Raw genomic sequence first — 17483 nt, 5'->3', positions numbered from 1 at the left:
ATGATCCGTCTTCTTCTTGCAGGTGTGACCGCGGCCGTGCTGGCCGGCTGCGCCGCGACCCAGTCCACCCCTCCGACCTTTTCCGGCTGCCGGACCTGGGAGCAGCAGGCCGGTGCGCCGCACCTGGTGTCGGTGGCCGTGCTTTCGCCCGAACTCGCCAAGGTCATCGGCGTGCAGGAGATTTCCACCTCGCGCACCGGCACCGGCTTGGCCGCCGTGCAGACCACGGTCTACAACTGCTCCGATGTCGATGTGGTGCTGACCATGCGCACGCGTTTTACCGGCAACCGCGGCCAGAGCGAGCCCCCCAGCGCCTGGAAAACCGTGTTCCTGGCGCCGCGTGGCCAGGCCACCTACGGCGAGTCGGCCATCTCGCAGGCCACCGACAAGGTGGCGGTGGACATCAACGACGGCAACCGCGGCCAGTCGCAGTTTGCGCCGGGCCAGACCTACCAGGTGCCGCTCAAATAAAAAGCCGGCTGACCGTCGCTCCACCTCAAGAGGCTCTCCATGAAGCGTCCCGCCCTGTCCCTTGGCTTGGCCGTGCTGGCTGCCGCTGCGTTTGCGCAGGCCCCGGCCCCCGTCATTCCTGAAAGCGCTTACCGCCGGGACATGCCCGACACGCTCACGCCGCCCCCGGTGGTCGTTACCACCGGGCCGCAGTTCAACCGCGCGGCTTTCAGCAGCGCTTACGCGCGCGCGGGCCGCCCGACGATTGCGGTGTTGTGGAACCGTGAGTTCACCGACGTACTGCAGCAGGGCAGCGCGTCGCAGGTCAGCATAGACACGCTGCGCGCCGGCGTTTCCAGCGCGGAGGCGGTGCGGGTGCCCGGTTATGCCGCGGCGCAGGTCAGCGGCGCGGTGGTCGGCAACACTACCATCACCTCGCAGGAGGTCAGGAGCCAGCAGGCGCAACGCAGCGGCCCCGTCGAGCGGGTGGACCTGCAGATGCGCAGCGCCTTCATGCAGACTATCGCGTCGTCGGGCGTCAGGCTGGTGGACCGCAACGTGGTCATGCGCACCACCGCGGCCAGACAAAAAGGCGGCAGCCTCGACACGCAGCAGGTGGAAACCGATGCGCTGACACAAAACGCCAGGCTGCTGATGGAAGTGCTCAACACGCGCGATGCAGCGTCGCCGACCGGTTGGGCCACCTATGTGTCGATCAAGCGCCTGGCCGACGGTGTGGTGCTGGCGGAGGGCTACATGAACGGCCGCCCGACCGAAGACGCGCCCAAGCCCGCGCCCCGCTTCGAGGCCGACCCGCGCGGCGGATTCCGCGAAATCGTCAAACCCGTCACCGTGGGCGACACCGGCAAGCTGGTGGCCGAACAGACCCTGGCCCGGCTTGGCGAGGCATTGGCCCGATAACCGCACCCGCAGGGGAGTTTCATGATGAAGCGTTCGTTCTTCAGGACCCACCGTGGCGCTGCCGCTGCCGCGCTGCTGGCGGCGGCACTGGTACCTCCGGCGCACGCCCAGTTTGGCGGCATGTTCCAGAGCCTGATGCAGGCACCGCTGCAGCCGGCCCAGCAACAGGCGGCGGCGCAGGCCGCCGCCCAAGGGGGCGCCAAACCCGCCAAGCGCTGGGCGCCGGCCGCGCCGGTGCCGCCCGACACACTGGCCGCGGCCAGTGTGTTTGCCGAAAAAATGCCCAGCGCCGAACTGCGGCCGCTGTTCCAGCGCCTGTACATCGAAGGCGAGCGCAACGCCACGCTGAACTTCCAGCGCATCGGCATGGCGGCCCTGTCGCTGGGCGACATCGAACTGGCGGAAAAGGCGTTCGACGCCGCCGTCACCCGCATCGAGATGATTTACGCCGACAATCCCGAGGCGCAAAAAGCCAAGTCGCTCTGGACGGCCGAGAAAATCAAGGACTACAAGGGCGAGCCTTATGAACGCGCCATGGCGCATTTCTACCGCGGCCTGGTGTATGCGGCCAGGGGCGACTTCCAGAACGCCCGGGCCCTGTTCAAGCAGGCCGACTACCAGGACACGGTGGCCGAAGCCGAGCAGTACGCCGGCGATTTCGGCCTGATGCCTTTCATGGCCGGCTGGGCCAGCTACTGCGACGGCAACACCGGCATGGCCCAGGACTTCCTGCAGCAGGCCATCAAGGGCGACAGCAACTACAGCACGGTTCGTGTCGACCAGCCGGTGCTGGTGCTGTTTGAAAGCGGCCGCTCGCCCTACAAATACGGCAGCGGCAAGTCGGGCGAGATCCTCAAGTGGCAGTCCCATGAGCTGCCGGTGCAGACCGCAAAAAACGCCTGCACCGCCGCCGGCGGTTCGGACTGCGCCGTCGGCAGCTTTGTGATGGGTGCCGACCTCGGCTTCCAGGCGACCACGCGCGGCGGCCGGCCCATCGACGGTGTGCTCAACGGCAAGGCCTCGTTCAAGGAGGGCGCGCAAGGCGTGGCGACGGTGGCCAGTGCGGTAGGTGATATCGGGCTGCTTGCGGCGGCGAGCACCGGCAACCGCGACGCCGCTGGCATCGGCATGATCGGGCTGTTCGCCGGCCTGGTGGCGCAGGGCGTGGCCAATGCCACGCAGGCCCAGGCCGACATCCGCGAGTGGGAGCAACTGCCGGCGACGGTCTGGCTGGGCACCGGAGCGCAGAAATCCACGGCGGGCACCCTGAAGGTGGCGCTCGACAGCGGCGGCAGCACCACCGAGGGCGCCGCCACGCGGCTGGTCAATACCCCGTCGTGCCAGCTCTACTGGGGCCGCTCGCTGGCGCCGCTGTCACTGCTTGGTGAGGCCGGTCCGATGGAGCCCGGTGCCCACCCGCGCGACCCGGTGTTCCGCCGCGAAGTGGAAGCGGCCTTTGCCGGTTGAAGGGTTGAAATCATCAAAAAAGGCCAGCGTCGCTGGCCTTTTTTTCGGGCGGGGAGGCTTGATTTCTGTTCCTGTTCCTTATTCCCGCGGCACGGCGAGCCAGGCGCCCAGCCCGGCACCCAGGGCCGCCGCGGCAGTGCGGCCGTTGCCGCCGCCAAAACGCGAGCCCACCAGCCCGCCGATCAGCGCGCCGCCGGCCGCCTCGTTGCTGTAGCCGCCCTGTGCCGCCATGGCGCCCGCTGCCGCACCGATGGCGGCACCAGCGACCTGCCCGTTGCCCTGGCCGAAACGGCTGCCCACCAGGCCGCCGATCACCGCACCGGTCGCAACGCGACCCGCATCGTTCTGAAGTGCGGGCGCGGCCTGTTGGGCCGCCACCTGGTTCAGCGCCGGATGGCCGTAGTTGACCAGGGGCTGCCGGGGCGCGGCACAACCGGCCAGCAGGCCAGCGGCAAGAAGCAGGGAAAGGGCGGACAGGGTTTTCATGCGGGCTCCCGTGTTGGAAACATGAGGAGACCCTAGATTACCGCGACGGGCCATTTATTTCAAGCCGGAATGGCATCCGGCCCCCGGTGATCGGGCGCACGCAGCTATGAATTTAATAGCGACTTGAGGTTGCCTGGAGGGCGCGTCGCAGGCACGGTGACGCTGTCAGGCCACCGCGGCTTTCACAGCGTGAAGATCTTGCCCGGGTTCATGATGTTGTGCGGGTCCAGTGCGCGCTTGATGGTGCGCATCATGTCCACCGCGCCGTTGCCGGCCTCGGTCACCAGAAAGTCCATCTTGTGCAGACCGACGCCGTGTTCGCCGGTGCAGGTGCCTTCCAGGCGCAGGGCGCGTGCCACCAGCGTGTGGTTCAGCGCTTCGGCGGCCACGCGTTCCTCCGGTTTGTCCGGATCGATCAGGTAGCCGAAGTGGAAGTTGCCGTCGCCCACATGGCCCACCAGGAAGTAGGGGATGCCGCTGGCATCGGCTTCGCTGACCGAGTCGAGCAGGCAGTCGGCCAGGCGCGAGATCGGCACGCAGGTGTCGGTCGAGATCGCGCGGCAACCTGGCTTGGACTGGATCGCCGCAAAGTAGGCGTTGTGCCGCGCGGTCCACAGGCGGGTGCGTTCCTCGGGCGTGCTGGCCCATTCAAAGGCATTGCCGCCCATGTCGGTCGCAATTTCCTGCACGGTCTCGGCCTGCTCCTTGACGCTGTTGGGCGAGCCGTGGAATTCCATCAGCAGCATGGGTTCCTCGCGCAGGCCGAGCTTGGCGTAGGCGTTGACCATGCGCACAGTGTTGGCGTCGATCAGCTCGACACGTGCAATCGGAACACCGAGCTGGATGATCTGGATGGTGGTGCGCACCGCCGCCTCGATGCTCGGGAAGGAGCAGATCGCGGCCGAGATCGCCTCAGGCAGCGGATAGAGCTTGACGGTGATTTCGGTAATCACACCCAGCGTGCCTTCGCTGCCCACCATCAGGCGCGTGAGGTCGTAGCCGGCCGATGACTTCTTGGCGCGGGTGCCGGTGCGGATGATGTCGCCGCTGGCGGTGACCACTTCCAGCGCCAGCACGTTTTCGCGCATGGTGCCGTAACGCACGGCGTTGGTGCCGCTGGCGCGCGTCGCGCTCATGCCGCCTATCGTGGCGTCGGCGCCGGGGTCAATGGGGAAGAACAGGCCGGTGCTCTTGACCTCTTCGTTGAGTTGTTTGCGCGTGACACCGGCCTGCACGGTCACGGTCAGGTCCTCGGCATTGATGGACAACACCTTGTTCATGCGGCTCACGTCAATGCTGATGCCGCCCTGCACGGCCAGCAGATGGCCTTCGAGCGAGGTGCCGACACCAAAGGGAATGACCGGCACCTGGTACTGGGCGGCCAGCTTGACCGCATCGGCCACGTCGGCCGTGCTTTCGGCAAACACCACGGCCGCTGGCGGCGGCGCCGCAAACGAGGACTCGTCGCGGCCGTGCTGCTCACGTACCACGAGGGCGGTGGAGCAGCGCTCGGCAAACCGTTCTTTCAGGGCCTCGATCAGGGCCTGCGGCACAGCGCGCAGATTGAGTTGGGGCAGCAGGTGGTCGGGATGGGTGGGGGCGTTCATGGTGTCTCCGGTCGGAAGCCCCAGTTTACGACGAGTCACTAGCCCATGGGGGGCCATCCGGCGCCCCACGGGCTCTCTGGCCACCTCCGTCAGGACTTCAGCGCGATTTCAAACTCTTCGCGCGACACCAGTTTGTCCTTGTTGGTGTCGATCTTGTCAAAACGCTGTTCCACGGCTGGAAAACGCACAGCCTCCTGCCGGCTGAGCTTGCCGTCCTTGTTGGCGTCGGCACGGATGAAGGCAGCGCCCACCTCCTGGTTGGTGGGGCCGGACGGCGAGGGTGTGCCCTGGGTGGCGGGCGTCCCCGCGCCACGGGGTGTTTTCATGCCGCCGCTGTCGGCGCCCTGGGCATGCGCACCCAGCGCGGCGCCGACGGTCAGCGCGGCGAGCAGCGCAACACTGCGGATTTCGAAGTTGGGAATAAAATGAAAAGCAGACGTCATCGAGACAGGTCCTTGAAGTTGAAGAAGCTGTCATTGCAGCGCAGGGAGCCCGCGCCGGCCAGCACTCTTGCACGCTGTTGCCTCATTGACATCATCGGTCGCTCCACAACATCTTCTTTCCCGGCGTAACCTGCCGGATATTTACCATGGCCAACCGACTCACTCAGATCGCCACCCGCACCGGCGACAACGGCACGACCGGGCTCGGTGACAACACCCGCGTGTCCAAGGACAGCCTGCGCATACATGCGATGGGCGAGGTCGACGAACTGAACTCGCAGATCGGCGTGTTGCTGTGTGAAGAGATGCCGGCCGACGTGCGCGAACTGCTGGTCGAGGTGCAGCACCAGCTCTTCAACCTGGGCGGTGAGCTGTCGATTCCCGGTTTTGAACTGCTCAAGCCCGAAGCGGTGGCGCTGCTTGATGCGGCGCTCGAAAAATACAACGCGACCCTGCCGCGCCTGCAGGAGTTCATCCTGCCGGCCGGTTCGCGTGCTGCCTCGCTGGCGCATGTGTGCCGTACCGTGGCCAGGCGCGCCGAACGCGCGGTGGTGGCCCTGGACAAGGCCGAGACGCTGAACGAGTCGCCACGCCAGTACCTGAACCGTCTGAGCGACCTGCTGTTCGTGCTGTCGCGCGTGCTCAACCGCATGAACGGCGGCGACGACGTGTACTGGAAGAGCGAACGCATGGCCCGGACGGCCGCGGACTGAAACGCTCATTTGCTATCGTATTAATAGCTGTTTGCGCCCGTCCGATAAGGGCTGGAGCCCGATTTTACTCTTGACGCGGGGCCAGCATCGCCATCGTGATCCGCGAGACGCAGGTCAGCTCCCCGGCCTCGTTGGTCAACTCGATGGCCCAGACCTGGGTGCTGCGGCCGATGTGCACCGGTCGGGTGGTCCCGATGACCCAGCCGCTGGTGACGCCCTTGAGATGGTTGGCGTTGATGTCCAGGCCCACCGTGCGGTGGCCTTCGGGCGCTGCAAAGGCGGCGCCGCAGGAGCCCAGCGTTTCAGCCAGCACCACCGACACCCCGCCGTGCAGCAGGCCATAGGGCTGGCGCGTGCGTTCATCGACCGGCACGCGGGCCCGGATGAAATCGTCGCCGACCTCCAGGAATTCGATGCCCAGGTGCGTCACGGCGCTGTTGGCGTTGTTGAGGGTCAGCAGTTCGACAGAAATCGGTTGTTTCCAGATAGGCATCGTGGTTCCACAGGGCGTCAAAAGGGTATGCAACCCAGACTATAAAGAGATTGCGGCCTACAAGTGCCGCGCGGCCAGCCTCTTAAGCTCAGGAAGGTGGATGGCAGATGCAGATGCAGATGGCAGACGGTGCAACAACGGCGGAAGGCAGCATGGCACGCAGACAAACATGGATGGTGGCCGCAGGTGGCCTGGTGCTGCTGCTGGGCGCGGTGTGGCTGGCGCTGCTGTGGTTCATCCCCAGTGACGAGGATCTGGCCGCCCACGCCGCCGGTGAGCTGCAGGCCCGGCTTGGCGTGCCGGTGCGGCTGGGCGCACTGCACTGGCGTCTGTTGCCGGTACCGGCCATCGTGCTGGAGGACGTGGCGACCGACCAGCCGCAGGCCATCACGGTCAAAAAGCTCGCCGCCTATCCGGACCTGCTGGCCCTGCTGCAGCGGCGTGTGATCCTGGACCGCGTGGAACTCGATGGTGCGGTCGTGCCGCAACTGTCCTTGCGGGTGCTGGACGCGACGTCACGCGGCGTCCCTGCGGAAGCTGTGGAAACCGTGGAAGCTGTGGCCATACCGCTGGCGCGTTTTGTGTTTCGCGACCTGACCTGGCTGTCGCGCCATGGCGTGGCGGTGGTGTACGACGGCGAGATCGACTTTGACCCGGGCTGGCGACCCCGCCAGGCCGTGTTGCGGCGCCCCGGCTTCACGCCGGCCACCGATCTGACCCTGACCCGGCAAGGACAGGAAGACCGCTGGGCCACACGTATCAACGTCGGCGGCGGCACGGCCCATGGCGAGGTTCAGTTGCAGGCCCGTGCCGACGGCCGCCTGGTGCTGGCCGGTCAATTGCAGCCCAGCGGGGTTGACGTGGCGAGCGCGGTGGCCGCCTTCAACCGCAAGCCGGTCATTGCCGGCAAGGCCACGGGAAACACCGTGCTGTCGGCCCAGGGGGACAGCCTGGTCGGACTGGCGCAGTCGCTGCATACAAAAACCGTGTTCACCATGGGCGCTTCAACCCTGCTGCGCTTCGATCTGGACCGGGCCGTGCGCAGCCTCGGCAAGGAACATGCGGGGCAGACGCCGCTCGACGCGGTGTCCGGCCAGCTCGACACCCAGAACACGCCGCGCGGCATGGTGACCCAATTCACCGGGATCAAGGCCAGCTCGGGCGCCCTGAGTGCGTCCGGCCAGGCCCGGCTGGCCAACCGGCAGATCGAGGCCGAATTTGCGGTGGATCTGGTGGACGGCATCGTCGGGGTGCCGCTGGTGCTCAGCGGGCCGGTGGACAAGGTGGCCGTGTCGGTGCCGAAGGGTGCTGTGGCCGGCGCGCTGCTGGGCACGGCGGTGCTGCCCGGCATCGGCACGGCCATCGGTGCGCGTCTGGGCGCCACCCTGGGCAGGATTTTCAATTCCGGGCCGGACCGCCAGCCCGGTACGCCCGCACCCGCAACGCCGGGAACGGCGCCCTGAGCGCCATCCTCCCGAACCGGCCCGCCTTTTCCAGCTTGCCCTGAGGCCTGATGGCGGTGGGGACATCGCTGGCCCCGGGAAGGGCACTTGGTTACCATAGGGGCTTCAGGGGTCGGGCGGCCTTGCGTGCCCCCGGGCGCCGTTTGTCGCCAGATCATTCCCGTTTCCCTCCAGGTGCTCACCATGTCCAAGCCATCCCAGCCGTCCCCGCAGTCCGCCCCTTCCGCAGACACGCCACTGGCACGTGCGCTGGACCGGAACGAAACTGTCGAGGAAACCGTGAAACAGTCCAGCGCCGAGCTGTTTGTGATCAACGCGGTACTCAAGCAGGAAATCCCCGACCATATCCAGACCGGCGATGTGGCGCAGGCGCTGGAGAAAACAGGCGAGCTGGAGGGCAAGATCCAGGAGTCCGCCGCCGACCTCGCGCATGTCAACGAGCTGCTGGAGCAGGAAATCGGCGAACGTGCCGATGTGGAACGCGAGCTGGCCACCACCAAGGCCGCGCTGGCCAAGGCGCAGGCGAAATAGGCCCCGCGCAGGCGGGGCACGGGCTGCCTGGTTTTACTTCCTGCGATTGAGCAGGGCGTACAGCAGGATGGCGCCAAAGGTGGCGGTGCCTATGCCGCCCAGCGCAAACTGGCCGAACTTCAGCGTGAAGTCGCCGGTGCCCAGCACCAGCGTGATGGCCGCCACCAGCAGGTTCTTGTTGTCGGAAAAGTCGACCTTGTTGTCGACCCAGATCTTGGCGCCGGCCACCGCAATCAGGCCGAACACCACGATGCTGACGCCGCCCATCACCGGCAGCGGAATCGCCTGGATCAGCGCGCCGAACTTGGGGCTGAAGCCCAGCACCACCGCGATCAGGCCGGCGACCACAAACACCGCCGTCGAATAGATCTTGGTCGCGGCCATCACGCCGATGTTTTCGGCATAGGTGGTGACACCGGTGCCGCCCGAAGCGCCCGAGACCATGGTGGCCACGCCGTCGCCGATGAAGGCGCGCCCCATGTACTGGTCGAGGTTCTTGCCGGTCATGGCCGTCACCGCTTTGATGTGACCGAGGTTTTCCGCGACCAGGATGATGGCCACCGGCGCAATCAGCAGCATGGCATTGGCGCTGAACACCGGGGCGGCAAAGCCGGGCAGGCCGAACCAGGCGGCATTGGCAATCGGCGACAGATCCACCGGCTTGCCCAGCCCCATGCCGTTGGTGAGCGCCGCATAAATGAGCGTCGCGACGATCAGGCCGACCAGGATCAAGAGGCGCTGCACCATGCCGCGTGTCATCACTGCGACCAGTGCCACACTGACAAAGGTCACGACCTGCATCCACGAATCAAAGTTGCTGGCGGCCATGTTCTTGATCGGGATGCCGGCCAGATTCAGGCCGATCACCGCCACCACGGCGCCGGTGACCACCGGCGGCATGAAACGTTCGATCCAGCCGGTGCCGACGGCCTGCACGATGGCGCCAATAACCGTGTACAACACGCCGCAGGCAATGATGCCGCCGAGTGCCACGCCGATGTTGGGGTTGGGCCCCTTGCCGGCGTAGGCGGTGGCGGCGATCACCACGCCGATGAAGGCAAAACTCGAGCCGAGGTAACTCGGCACCTTGCCGCCGGTGATCAGGAAAAAGATCAGCGTGCCGATGCCGCTCATCAGGATGGCGATGTTCGGATCGAACCCCATCAGGATGGGTGCCAGCACCGTGGCGCCGAACATCGCAATCACGTGCTGCACGCCCATCACCGCCGTTTGCGGCCAGGGCAGGCGTTCATCGGGGCCGATCACGCCGCCCTGTTGCAATACCGCGCTGCTTTTTTCTGTCCAGCTGAACAACCCTTTTGAATTTCCCATCAACCGCTCCTTGTAAGTGGCGCCATCCTAGAAGCAATGGGCATGCCGCACAAGGGGTGTTGCGGCGCAGTCGCGCGTTTCAGACCAGAAAGGCGGCGAGTTCGCGCAGCACGCCGGCGTCTTTCAGGATGTGCCGGTGCCCGAGATCCTGCGTGGCCAGCAGCCGGGCGCCGGTGATGGCCTGGCTGTAGGCCACGCCGTCGGCAAAGCGGTTGATGCTGTCATTGCGGTCATGCACCACCAGCGTGGGCTGTGCGATGCGCGGGCCGACGGCGGCGGGTTCGAACTGCGGCATCAGGATGCCTTCGCGCGCTTCAATGCGCCGCTGCATGGCCGCACGTGTGGACTCGCGCAGGCCGAACACATGTGCAAACAGCCGCGTGTATTCATGCGGCGAGGCCGGGGGCGCCAGCAGCACCAGCTTGCCGACCGGCAGGCCGCGGCTGGCCGCGTAGGCGCCGGCATTGGCGGCCAGCGAATGCGCGACCAGCGCCTGCACCTGGTGCCCCGCCTGCTGCAGGCGCGCCACGGTGTAGTCGATGGCGCGCGCGAACTGCGGCAGGTTGCTGGTCGATCCGCTACTGCGGCCATGGGCCGGCATTTCAAGAATCACCGGCCGCAGGCCCTGCGCCTGCAGTGTGTCGGCCAGTGCCAGCATCTGGCCGGCGTGCCCGCCCCAGCCATGCACCAGCAGCACCAGCGGGCCATGCGGTGCCGCCGGGCGTTCATAAATCGTCAGGCTGGCGTTTTCGAAGGACCAGCTGCTGATGCGCCAGTCCGGCGCCCAGGCGCGCCGGCGGCCCAGCCAGCGGGGCGGCAGCGGCGTGCCGAACAGGCGGTAGGCGGCGCGCACGGCCAGCGCCGGCCAGAGGCGCTGCGAGGCGCCCAGGCCCCAGCGGAACAGCCGGGTCACGGGACTGGCGTTGTAGTAGGCGGCAGTGGCTTCAAGTGATGTACGTGTCATGAAAGGCTCCTTGGTGCTTTACCGGATCAGTACCAGATCCAGTCTTCATTGCTGCGCGGCAGGGAGCGCAGCGAGGCGAGGGCGGTGCGAACCGCATGGGCGCCGGCAAACACGGCGATGACTGCAAACAGGAAGAACATGGCATTTCCCTTTCTTCGCACGGTTGTGCGAAACATTGACCAACAAAAAGCCCTTGTGGGGCTGACAAAACTCATGGCTGGTAACTTCTGGCCAGGCGCTGCCAACTGGCCTGCGCACGTTCTGCGGCGCGGGAGTCGCGCAGGAAGCGCGTGTCGTGGATCAGGCCCAGCATCAGGGCGTAGATTTCGGCCACGAGCTGCTCGGGGTCGGTATCGGACCGGAGGTCGCCCTTCTCGACGGCCTGCACGATGGTGCGGCGCAGGGCGGCGCGCCAGCGCGTGATCTCGCCGTGCAGGTGGTCGCGCAGCGGGCCTTCGCGGTCGTCCAGCTCAAAGGCACCGGCGCTGTACACGCAGCCGGTATGCGCCTCCACGTCCCGCGTGCGCACAATCCAGCGCTGCACAATGGCATTCAGCCGCGGCAGGCCTTTGGGCTGCTGCACGGCGGGGACAAACACATCGGCCAGAAATCGTCTTCCGAACTCGTCGATCACCGCTTTCTGCAGGGCCTCGCGCGAACCGATGCGTGAAAACACCCCGCTCTTGGACAGACCAAGGCGGTCGGCCACAGCCTGGAGCGTGATGGCCTCCAGTCCCTCTGCGGACGCGAGGTCCAGCGCCGCACCGACAATGGCGGCGCGGGTCATCTCGCTTTTCTGGGTTTTGGCGTCCATGGCGCAAATATTAGCACGACTGTGCGATTTATGTTGCCGAGCACATTTTTGACTGATTCGCGACGCCCGGGAGCCGACAGACCCTGACGGTCACCACGGTGTTCATCCTACAGCGGGGGTATGCCGGCCAGACAAAGATGACTTTGAGCACATCGCTCTTACATTTTTGGAGCCCCCATGAAAAAGCAATCCCTTGTCCTGACCCTGGCCGCCCTGGCCTGTACCGCTGCCTTTGCCCAGGCACCCGCTGGCGTGGTTGCCACGCCTTCCGCACAAGCCAGCCCGACCACTTCCGGCGGCACACCTGCGGCCAAGGCCGAGATGAACGTTGACGCCAAAAAGGCCAATGGTTCCACCCTGTCTGCACAAAACCCCGTGGCCGGTTCCGGCGGCGCTGCTGCCAACGCGCAGATCAACCCGTCCGCATCGGGCGGCAAAGCTGCGGCCAAGGCCGAGATGAACGTCGACACCAAGAAGGCCAATGGTTCCACGCTGTCCGCCCAAAACCCCGTGGCCGGTTCCGGCGGCGCTGCTGCCAATGCGCAGATCAACCCCTCCGCCGCCGGTGGCACGCCCGCCGCCAAGGCCGAGATGAAGGTGGACGCCAAGCTCAACAACACCGCCATGAACAGCATGGACACCAACGGCGACGGCATGGTTTCCTCGAGGGAGTGGAACCGCTATCAAACCGCCATGTGGAAAAGCATGAAGCCGGCCAAAAACGGCATGGTGCCCATGACCGACGTCGAAATGATGATGGGCACGCCCAAGTAAGGGAGGTGTCTTGCGGCGGTTGCATCGGGCGTCACGCACGCCTGATGCGGCCCTGTAGCGGGTCCTGACCCGCCCCAAGGCTGCCTGCGGGCGGCCTTTTGCTTTTGCGACGGCGGTACCCCCCGCGCCTGTCGCCAAGGTGGATGCTTGCGCGAGGGGTGGCCTGCTAAGCTTTCGCCCCATGAGCGCCCCCTACATCCCCCAAATCCGCCTGTACCAGAACTGGCTGCGCGACACGCGCCAGCTGTCTTTTGACAATTACGACGCCTTGTGGCGCTGGTCGGTGACGGACCTGGACGCTTTCTGGCAAAGCATCTGGGACTACTTTGATCTGCAATCGCCCACGCCCGCTACCGACGTGCTGGTCGAGGCAAAAATGCCCGGGACCCGCTGGTTTCCCGGGGTGCAATTCAACTACGCGCAGCAAGTGTTCCGGCACGTTGATCGCGCCCATGCGGCGGGCTTTCCCGCGCTGCTCAGCCACAACGAAAAAAGCCTCGACAGCGCGCCGCCGCGCGAGCTGAGCTGGCCCGAGTTGCGCCGCCAGGTGGCGTCGCTGGCGCTGCACCTGCAAGCCCAGGGTGTGTTGCCGGGCGACCGCGTGGCCGCTTACCTGCCCAACATTCCCGAGGCCATGGTGGCTTTCCTCGCGGTGGTCAGCATAGGCGGCGTGTGGAGCATCTGCGCGCCCGACATGGGCACGAATGCCGTGCTGGACCGCTTCCGGCAGATCGAACCCAAGGTGCTGATTGCCTGCGACGGCGTCACTTACGGCGGGCGCGACATCGACCGCACGGCGGTGGTGGCGGAGATCCGTGCGGCCCTGCCTTCGCTGCAGCACGTGATCGTCCACTACAACCTCGATGCTACTAATTCCATAGCTGACAGCGCACGGTTTGAAAGCGCTACAGCCCGAAATGATGCCGAAACTTCGGCGTTTGAACCGCTCTGGCTGCCGTTCGACCATCCGCTGTGGATCGTCTATTCCAGCGGCACCACCGGCCTGCCCAAACCCATCGTGCACGGCCATGGCGGCACCGTGCTGGTGGCGCTGGCGCTCAAGACCCTGCACAACGACATCGGCTGCAGCTACGAAGCAAACTCTTTCGGTGAGCGTTACCACTGGTACAGCTCCACCGGCTGGGTGATGTGGAACGCCCAGGTCAGCGGCCTGCTCAACGGCACGACCTGCTGCATTTACGACGGCAACCCCGGTGGCGGCAAGGACAAGCCGGACTGGACCACCTTGTGGCGCTTCGGCGCGAAACTGGGCGTGACCTTCTTCGGCGCCGGCGCGGCCTTTTTTGCCAACTGCCTGAAGGCCGGCGTGGACCTGTCGACCTGCGGCGACCTGTCGTCCGTGCGCGCGCTGGGCACCACCGGCTCACCGCTGTCGCCCGAGGCGCAGACCTGGGGCACGGAGCAGTTCAGGCGCATTGCCAAAACCGAAGCGCAACAGGACATCTGGTGGTGCAATATTTCCGGCGGCACAGACTTCGCAGGCGCCTTCATAGGCGGCAACCGCGAGCTGCCGCAGGTGCCTGGCGAGATGCAGTGCCGCCTGCTCGGCTGCGCGGTCGAGGCCTGGAACGAGCAGGGCCAGCCGGTGATCGGCGAGGTTGGCGAGCTGGTCTGCAGCCAGCCGATTCCCTCGATGCCGTTGTACTTCTGGGGCGATACCGGCAACGCGCGTTATATCTCGAGTTATTTCGACATGTACCCCAATGTCTGGCGCCACGGCGACTGGCTCAAGATCACGCCCTCGGGCAGTTGCATCATCTACGGCCGCTCCGACGCCACCATCAACCGCCACGGCCTGCGCATGGGCACCAGCGAGCTGTACAGCGCGGTCGAGGCGCTGCCGGAGGTGATCGACTCCATGGTGGTGGACCTGGAATACCTGGGGCGCGAAAGTTACATGCCGCTGTTTGTGGTGTTGCGCGAGGGCGTGGCCCTGGACGATGCGATGAAGGCCAGGCTCAACAACGCGATCAAGACAGCGCTGTCCCCGCGTTTTGTGCCCAACGAAATTTTCCAGGTGCCGGAGATCCCGCGCACGCTGTCGGGCAAGAAGCAGGAGTTGCCGATCAAGAAGCTGCTGCTGGGCCAGCCGATCGACAAGGTGGTCAATCGTGACGCGATGGCCAACCCCGGTTGCCTGGACTGGTACGTTGCGTTTGCAGAGCAGCGCGCCAACGCCGCCTGAGGCTTGCTGCGAGCGCAGGTCGGCTCAGGCCGGCTTGCGGTTGACGAGCACGATGCCGAGCGCCACCAGCACCAGCGCCGCCAGCAGGCTGGGCGTGGCGGATTCGTGCAGCCACAGCGCACCGAACAGCAGCGCAAACAGCGGCGTCAAAAACACGAAGACGGAAATTTTGGTCGCCGGATAACGGCCCAGCATCCACATCCAGGCGAGGTAGCTGGCGAACGCGCCGACCACCGTCTGCAGCACCAGCGAGGTGAGGGCAAACGGGCTGAAGCTCCAGGACCAGCGCTCGCCCAGTGCCAGCGACAGCAGCGGCAGGGTGACGGTGCTGACGGCCACCTGGTAGAACAGCAGTTTTTCCGGCGAGACCCTGGCCAGCGACGAGGCGCGGATGACCACCGTGGTCAGGCCCCACAACATGCCGGCCACCAGCGCCATCACGTCACCGACCCAGGTCGGCGCACCGGCGGCACTGAAACCCTCGCGCAACGCAAAGGCCACTGCCGCAAAAGCGCAGGCCAGGCCCACCCACTGCAACGGCCGCAGCGTTTCGGACTTCACCCAGATCGGCAGCAAGGCCGCCACCCAGAACGGCGAGGTGTAGAGAAACACCGTGAGCCGCGACGCGCTGGTGTACTGCAGGCCCAGATACAGGCAGGCAAACTCGCCCGCGAACAGCGAGCCCGCCAGCAGCCCCGCGCGCAGCGAACCATCCGCGCTGAACAGCTTGACGCCGCGCCAGGCGCACCACAGCCCGAGCAGCACGGTGGCGCCGGCAAAACGGATGGCGGCCTGGAAGGCCGGCGCCACTTCGGGCAGCGTTGCCTTGACCAGCACTTGCTGGAAGCCCCAGAACAGGCAGCAGGCCAGCAGCAGGGAGATGGCGAGGGTGTCGAGATGGGTCTTGCGTGACGTCATGCGTGGCGGTGGGTTGCAGCAGGTGCTGTCAGAGCGGATGCTCGGTGTAGAAGCGGCCGCCGTGAAACAGCAGCGGCGCCGCGCCGGCGCGGTGGCTGCAACGTTCGACCTCGCCGACAAAAATCACGTGGTCGCCTTCTTCATAACGACTGCGGTTGAAACATTCAAAGGTGGCCGCAGCACCGGCCAGCAAGGGCGAGCCGCCGGCACCTTCGGTCCAGGCGACACCCTCCCAGCGGCCTTCGCGTTTGGCCGCAAAACGCTCGGCCAGTCCTTTCTGGTCGGCCGCCAGGATGTTGATGGCGTAGTGCGAGCCGGTACTCAGCGCCGGCATGGAGCCGGCCGCCTGCGCCAGGCTCCAGAGCACCAGCGGCGGCTCCAGCGAGACCGAGTTGAAGGAGTTCGCCGTCAGCCCGACCAGCTCGCCGCCGGCTGTGCGCGCGGTGACGATCGTGACACCGGTGGCAAACATGCCCAGGCAGGCACGGAACTCGCGCGTTGAAAAACTGGGGTGGCTGGCCCGGCGCAAGGCAGTGGGAGGCGTCATGGGGCTAATTTACCCCAATGCCCCGCGTAAAATCACGGCATGCGTTTAACCTGCACCGCGGCCCTTCTGGCAGCTTCATTATTGATAGCGACTGGCGCACAGGCTGCGGGGCCTTGCGATGATTTTGTTCGCAAGCTTCCGAATCTCAGGCGCAACCTCTGCGAGGCCGCCCAGCTGCAGCCCACGGCCGCCCGTTCGGTCAAGGGGCAGACCCTGTGGATGCGCGATATCAAGCCCGAGGATGTGCGCCAGCGTGTGCTGGTGCTGGGCGCGATTCATGGCGACGAGTTGTCGTCAGCCTCGGTGGCCCTGCACTGGATCCGCCTGGCCGAGGAAGCCGCGGCGCCCTGGTCGCAAGCCATTCACTGGCGTTTCATACCGGCCCTCAATCCCGACGGGCTGCTGGCCAGCCCGCCACGCCGCGTCAACGCCAACGGCGTTGATCTGAACCGCAACTTTCCGACGCCGTTCTGGGAGCGTGACGCCAAGGTGTACTGGGAAAAACGCACCCGCAAGGATCCGCGCCGCTGGCCGGGCACCAAGCCCCTGTCCGAGCCGGAGTCGCGCTTTCTGCATCAGGAGATGCAGCGCTTCAAGCCCCACCTGATCGTCAGCATTCATGCGCCCTACGGTGTGCTCGACTTCGACGGGCCGTCGGTTCCGCCCTCCAAACTGGGGCGGCTGTACCTGGACCAGGTCGGTATTTTCCCGGGCTCGCTGGGCAATTACGGTGGTGTGCACAAAGGGGTGCCGGTGGTCACCATTGAACTGCCCAATGCGATGCGCACACCGCTGGACGCCGAGATGCGCCAGATGTGGCTGGACCTGCTGCGCTGGATGACCGAGCGTGTGCCGGTGGGCGCGCCCGAGGTGTCGTCGCGCACGCCCTGACGCCCTGCGCCGGGCCTCGCCGCCCGTGCCTTCGCCTCTCTGTTTATGATGAAAACGGGCTGCAGCCCTTTTGCAATGGGCGTATATAGCTATGAAATCAGTAGCAGTGACCCGCGCCAGAATGCCTGTCTTCAGCGCTTGAGCCGGTCATAGGCCTTGTCCATGGGAACGCTTTTGCCGGTGTCCTGCAGGCCCCGGCGCAGGTCGCGACTGGCTTGCTGCACTTGCGGATCGGCCTGTGCATCGGTCATGTCGATGGACTGGTCGCGCTCATGCGGCAGTGCGAGACTGGCTTCGTCCGATGCATCGGCAGGCGTTTCTGTGCGCCCGGGCCGCGGGCGTCCTGCCGCCGGTGTCTTGACGGGCATGCCCTCACTCTGGCCGGGCTGGTCGGTGGCCTGCTTCCGCGCGGACGGGCTGGGCTGTTTGGACGGATCAGGAAGCGGGCTGGCCACAGGCGTTC

19 protein-coding genes are annotated in these 17483 nt (G+C 66.1%); 9 read left to right on the top strand and 10 right to left on the bottom strand.

The genetic code is table 11. The features are described 5' to 3' along the window. Genes B7X65_RS06470 through B7X65_RS06460 form a run of 3 tightly spaced genes read left to right on the top strand, consistent with a single transcriptional unit; the run spans position 1 to position 2838 of the window. Positions 1 to 471 (top strand): hypothetical protein, encoded by a 471-nt coding sequence (locus B7X65_RS06470; protein WP_293593471.1) that lies wholly within the window; start codon positions 1 to 3, stop codon positions 469 to 471. 39 nt (positions 472 to 510) lie between these two features. Continuing rightward, on the top strand, positions 511 to 1371 hold the full coding sequence (locus B7X65_RS06465) for a hypothetical protein (RefSeq protein WP_293593470.1): 861 nt from the start codon (positions 511 to 513) through the stop codon (positions 1369 to 1371). Positions 1372 to 1392: 21 nt separating this feature from the next. Beyond that, entirely contained in the window at positions 1393 to 2838 is a 1446-nt protein-coding gene (locus B7X65_RS06460; protein WP_293593469.1) for a hypothetical protein, read from the top strand. Between the two features lie 78 nt (positions 2839 to 2916). Here B7X65_RS06460 and B7X65_RS06455 read toward each other — a convergent pair whose 3' ends face one another. From B7X65_RS06455 to B7X65_RS06445, 3 genes are all read right to left on the bottom strand, one after another. Beyond that, the gene (locus B7X65_RS06455) at positions 2917 to 3324 is read right to left on the bottom strand and encodes a glycine zipper 2TM domain-containing protein (RefSeq protein ID WP_293593468.1); all 408 of its coding nucleotides are present in this window, start codon (positions 3322 to 3324) and stop codon (positions 2917 to 2919) included. A 182-nt stretch (positions 3325 to 3506) separates the two neighbouring features. After that, a complete protein-coding gene (locus tag B7X65_RS06450; protein WP_293593467.1) occupies positions 3507 to 4931 on the bottom strand; it encodes an FAD-linked oxidase C-terminal domain-containing protein in 1425 nt (474 codons plus the stop codon). Positions 4932 to 5020: 89 nt separating this feature from the next. Continuing rightward, positions 5021 to 5374, bottom strand: coding sequence for an EF-hand domain-containing protein (locus B7X65_RS06445; protein ID WP_293593466.1), 354 nt, complete (start codon positions 5372 to 5374; stop codon positions 5021 to 5023). Positions 5375 to 5520: 146 nt separating this feature from the next. Here B7X65_RS06445 and B7X65_RS06440 point away from each other — a divergent pair, with 146 nt between their 5' ends. Further along, positions 5521 to 6087 carry a cob(I)yrinic acid a,c-diamide adenosyltransferase gene (locus tag B7X65_RS06440; RefSeq protein WP_293593465.1) on the top strand — a complete coding sequence of 189 codons (567 nt, stop codon included), beginning with the start codon at positions 5521 to 5523 and terminating at the stop codon, positions 6085 to 6087. 64 nt (positions 6088 to 6151) lie between these two features. On the opposite strand, the gene B7X65_RS06435 is transcribed toward B7X65_RS06440, so the two are convergent. Continuing rightward, positions 6152 to 6580 carry a hotdog fold thioesterase gene (locus tag B7X65_RS06435; RefSeq protein ID WP_293593464.1) on the bottom strand — a complete coding sequence of 143 codons (429 nt, stop codon included), beginning with the start codon at positions 6578 to 6580 and terminating at the stop codon, positions 6152 to 6154. 152 nt (positions 6581 to 6732) lie between these two features. Here B7X65_RS06435 and B7X65_RS06430 point away from each other — a divergent pair, with 152 nt between their 5' ends. After that, positions 6733 to 8043 (top strand): glycine zipper domain-containing protein, encoded by a 1311-nt coding sequence (locus B7X65_RS06430; RefSeq protein ID WP_293593463.1) that lies wholly within the window; start codon positions 6733 to 6735, stop codon positions 8041 to 8043. Between the two features lie 183 nt (positions 8044 to 8226). Then, positions 8227 to 8574 carry a hypothetical protein gene (locus B7X65_RS06425; protein ID WP_293593462.1) on the top strand — a complete coding sequence of 116 codons (348 nt, stop codon included), beginning with the start codon at positions 8227 to 8229 and terminating at the stop codon, positions 8572 to 8574. A gap of 33 nt (positions 8575 to 8607) precedes the next feature. Here B7X65_RS06425 and B7X65_RS06420 read toward each other — a convergent pair whose 3' ends face one another. The 3 genes from B7X65_RS06420 to B7X65_RS06410 all read right to left on the bottom strand — a co-directional run bounded on the left by B7X65_RS06420 (position 8608) and on the right by B7X65_RS06410 (position 11684). Then, the gene (locus B7X65_RS06420; protein WP_293593461.1) at positions 8608 to 9906 is read right to left on the bottom strand and encodes a solute carrier family 23 protein; all 1299 of its coding nucleotides are present in this window, start codon (positions 9904 to 9906) and stop codon (positions 8608 to 8610) included. 79 nt (positions 9907 to 9985) lie between these two features. Next, positions 9986 to 10870: an alpha/beta fold hydrolase gene (locus B7X65_RS06415; RefSeq protein ID WP_293593460.1), complete on the bottom strand. Its 885-nt coding sequence runs from the start codon at positions 10868 to 10870 to the stop codon at positions 9986 to 9988. Positions 10871 to 11081: 211 nt separating this feature from the next. Next, entirely contained in the window at positions 11082 to 11684 is a 603-nt protein-coding gene (locus tag B7X65_RS06410; RefSeq protein ID WP_293593459.1) for a helix-turn-helix domain-containing protein, read from the bottom strand. A 177-nt stretch (positions 11685 to 11861) separates the two neighbouring features. Between B7X65_RS06410 and B7X65_RS06405 the strand changes: the two genes are divergently transcribed. Further along, on the top strand, positions 11862 to 12458 hold the full coding sequence (locus B7X65_RS06405; RefSeq protein ID WP_293593458.1) for a hypothetical protein: 597 nt from the start codon (positions 11862 to 11864) through the stop codon (positions 12456 to 12458). Positions 12459 to 12639: 181 nt separating this feature from the next. Then, complete coding sequence (locus B7X65_RS06400; protein WP_293593457.1) at positions 12640 to 14664, top strand: acetoacetate--CoA ligase; 2025 nt, start codon at positions 12640 to 12642, stop codon at positions 14662 to 14664. A 24-nt stretch (positions 14665 to 14688) separates the two neighbouring features. On the opposite strand, the gene B7X65_RS06395 is transcribed toward B7X65_RS06400, so the two are convergent. Next, a complete protein-coding gene (locus tag B7X65_RS06395; protein ID WP_293593456.1) occupies positions 14689 to 15582 on the bottom strand; it encodes a DMT family transporter in 894 nt (297 codons plus the stop codon). Positions 15583 to 15610: 28 nt separating this feature from the next. Then, positions 15611 to 16129, bottom strand: coding sequence for a flavin reductase family protein (locus tag B7X65_RS06390; protein WP_293593455.1), 519 nt, complete (start codon positions 16127 to 16129; stop codon positions 15611 to 15613). A 39-nt stretch (positions 16130 to 16168) separates the two neighbouring features. Between B7X65_RS06390 and B7X65_RS06385 the strand changes: the two genes are divergently transcribed. After that, positions 16169 to 17020 (top strand): M14 family murein peptide amidase A, encoded by an 852-nt coding sequence (locus B7X65_RS06385; RefSeq protein ID WP_293593454.1) that lies wholly within the window; start codon positions 16169 to 16171, stop codon positions 17018 to 17020. A 131-nt stretch (positions 17021 to 17151) separates the two neighbouring features. Here B7X65_RS06385 and B7X65_RS06380 read toward each other — a convergent pair whose 3' ends face one another. Then, positions 17152 to 17475: a hypothetical protein gene (locus tag B7X65_RS06380; protein WP_293593453.1), complete on the bottom strand. Its 324-nt coding sequence runs from the start codon at positions 17473 to 17475 to the stop codon at positions 17152 to 17154. Positions 17476 to 17483 lie beyond the last annotated feature (8 nt).

Origin of the sequence: Polaromonas sp. 39-63-25 (assembly GCF_002278925.1) — a bacterium.
Classification (GTDB): domain Bacteria; phylum Pseudomonadota; class Gammaproteobacteria; order Burkholderiales; family Burkholderiaceae_C; genus Polaromonas.
Note: the sequence above shows the minus strand (reverse complement) of the source record. Positions and strands in the feature narration are given on the sequence as shown.

Bases quoted from the DNA above. Each gene is read 5' to 3' on its own strand.
- B7X65_RS06470 (WP_293593471.1), top strand. From the start codon at position 1: ATGATCCGTCTTCTTCTTGCAGGTGTGACCGCGGCCGTGCTGGCCGGC.
- B7X65_RS06465 (WP_293593470.1), top strand. From the start codon at position 511: ATGAAGCGTCCCGCCCTGTCCCTTGGCTTGGCCGTGCTGGCTGCCGCT.
- B7X65_RS06460 (WP_293593469.1), top strand. From the start codon at position 1,393: ATGATGAAGCGTTCGTTCTTCAGGACCCACCGTGGCGCTGCCGCTGCC.
- B7X65_RS06455 (WP_293593468.1), bottom strand. From the start codon at position 3,324: ATGAAAACCCTGTCCGCCCTTTCCCTGCTTCTTGCCGCTGGCCTGCTG.
- B7X65_RS06450 (WP_293593467.1), bottom strand. From the start codon at position 4,931: ATGAACGCCCCCACCCATCCCGACCACCTGCTGCCCCAACTCAATCTG.
- B7X65_RS06445 (WP_293593466.1), bottom strand. From the start codon at position 5,374: ATGACGTCTGCTTTTCATTTTATTCCCAACTTCGAAATCCGCAGTGTT.
- B7X65_RS06440 (WP_293593465.1), top strand. From the start codon at position 5,521: ATGGCCAACCGACTCACTCAGATCGCCACCCGCACCGGCGACAACGGC.
- B7X65_RS06435 (WP_293593464.1), bottom strand. From the start codon at position 6,580: ATGCCTATCTGGAAACAACCGATTTCTGTCGAACTGCTGACCCTCAAC.
- B7X65_RS06430 (WP_293593463.1), top strand. From the start codon at position 6,733: ATGGCACGCAGACAAACATGGATGGTGGCCGCAGGTGGCCTGGTGCTG.
- B7X65_RS06425 (WP_293593462.1), top strand. From the start codon at position 8,227: ATGTCCAAGCCATCCCAGCCGTCCCCGCAGTCCGCCCCTTCCGCAGAC.
- B7X65_RS06420 (WP_293593461.1), bottom strand. From the start codon at position 9,906: ATGGGAAATTCAAAAGGGTTGTTCAGCTGGACAGAAAAAAGCAGCGCG.
- B7X65_RS06415 (WP_293593460.1), bottom strand. From the start codon at position 10,870: ATGACACGTACATCACTTGAAGCCACTGCCGCCTACTACAACGCCAGT.
- B7X65_RS06410 (WP_293593459.1), bottom strand. From the start codon at position 11,684: ATGGACGCCAAAACCCAGAAAAGCGAGATGACCCGCGCCGCCATTGTC.
- B7X65_RS06405 (WP_293593458.1), top strand. From the start codon at position 11,862: ATGAAAAAGCAATCCCTTGTCCTGACCCTGGCCGCCCTGGCCTGTACC.
- B7X65_RS06400 (WP_293593457.1), top strand. From the start codon at position 12,640: ATGAGCGCCCCCTACATCCCCCAAATCCGCCTGTACCAGAACTGGCTG.
- B7X65_RS06395 (WP_293593456.1), bottom strand. From the start codon at position 15,582: ATGACGTCACGCAAGACCCATCTCGACACCCTCGCCATCTCCCTGCTG.
- B7X65_RS06390 (WP_293593455.1), bottom strand. From the start codon at position 16,129: ATGACGCCTCCCACTGCCTTGCGCCGGGCCAGCCACCCCAGTTTTTCA.
- B7X65_RS06385 (WP_293593454.1), top strand. From the start codon at position 16,169: ATGCGTTTAACCTGCACCGCGGCCCTTCTGGCAGCTTCATTATTGATA.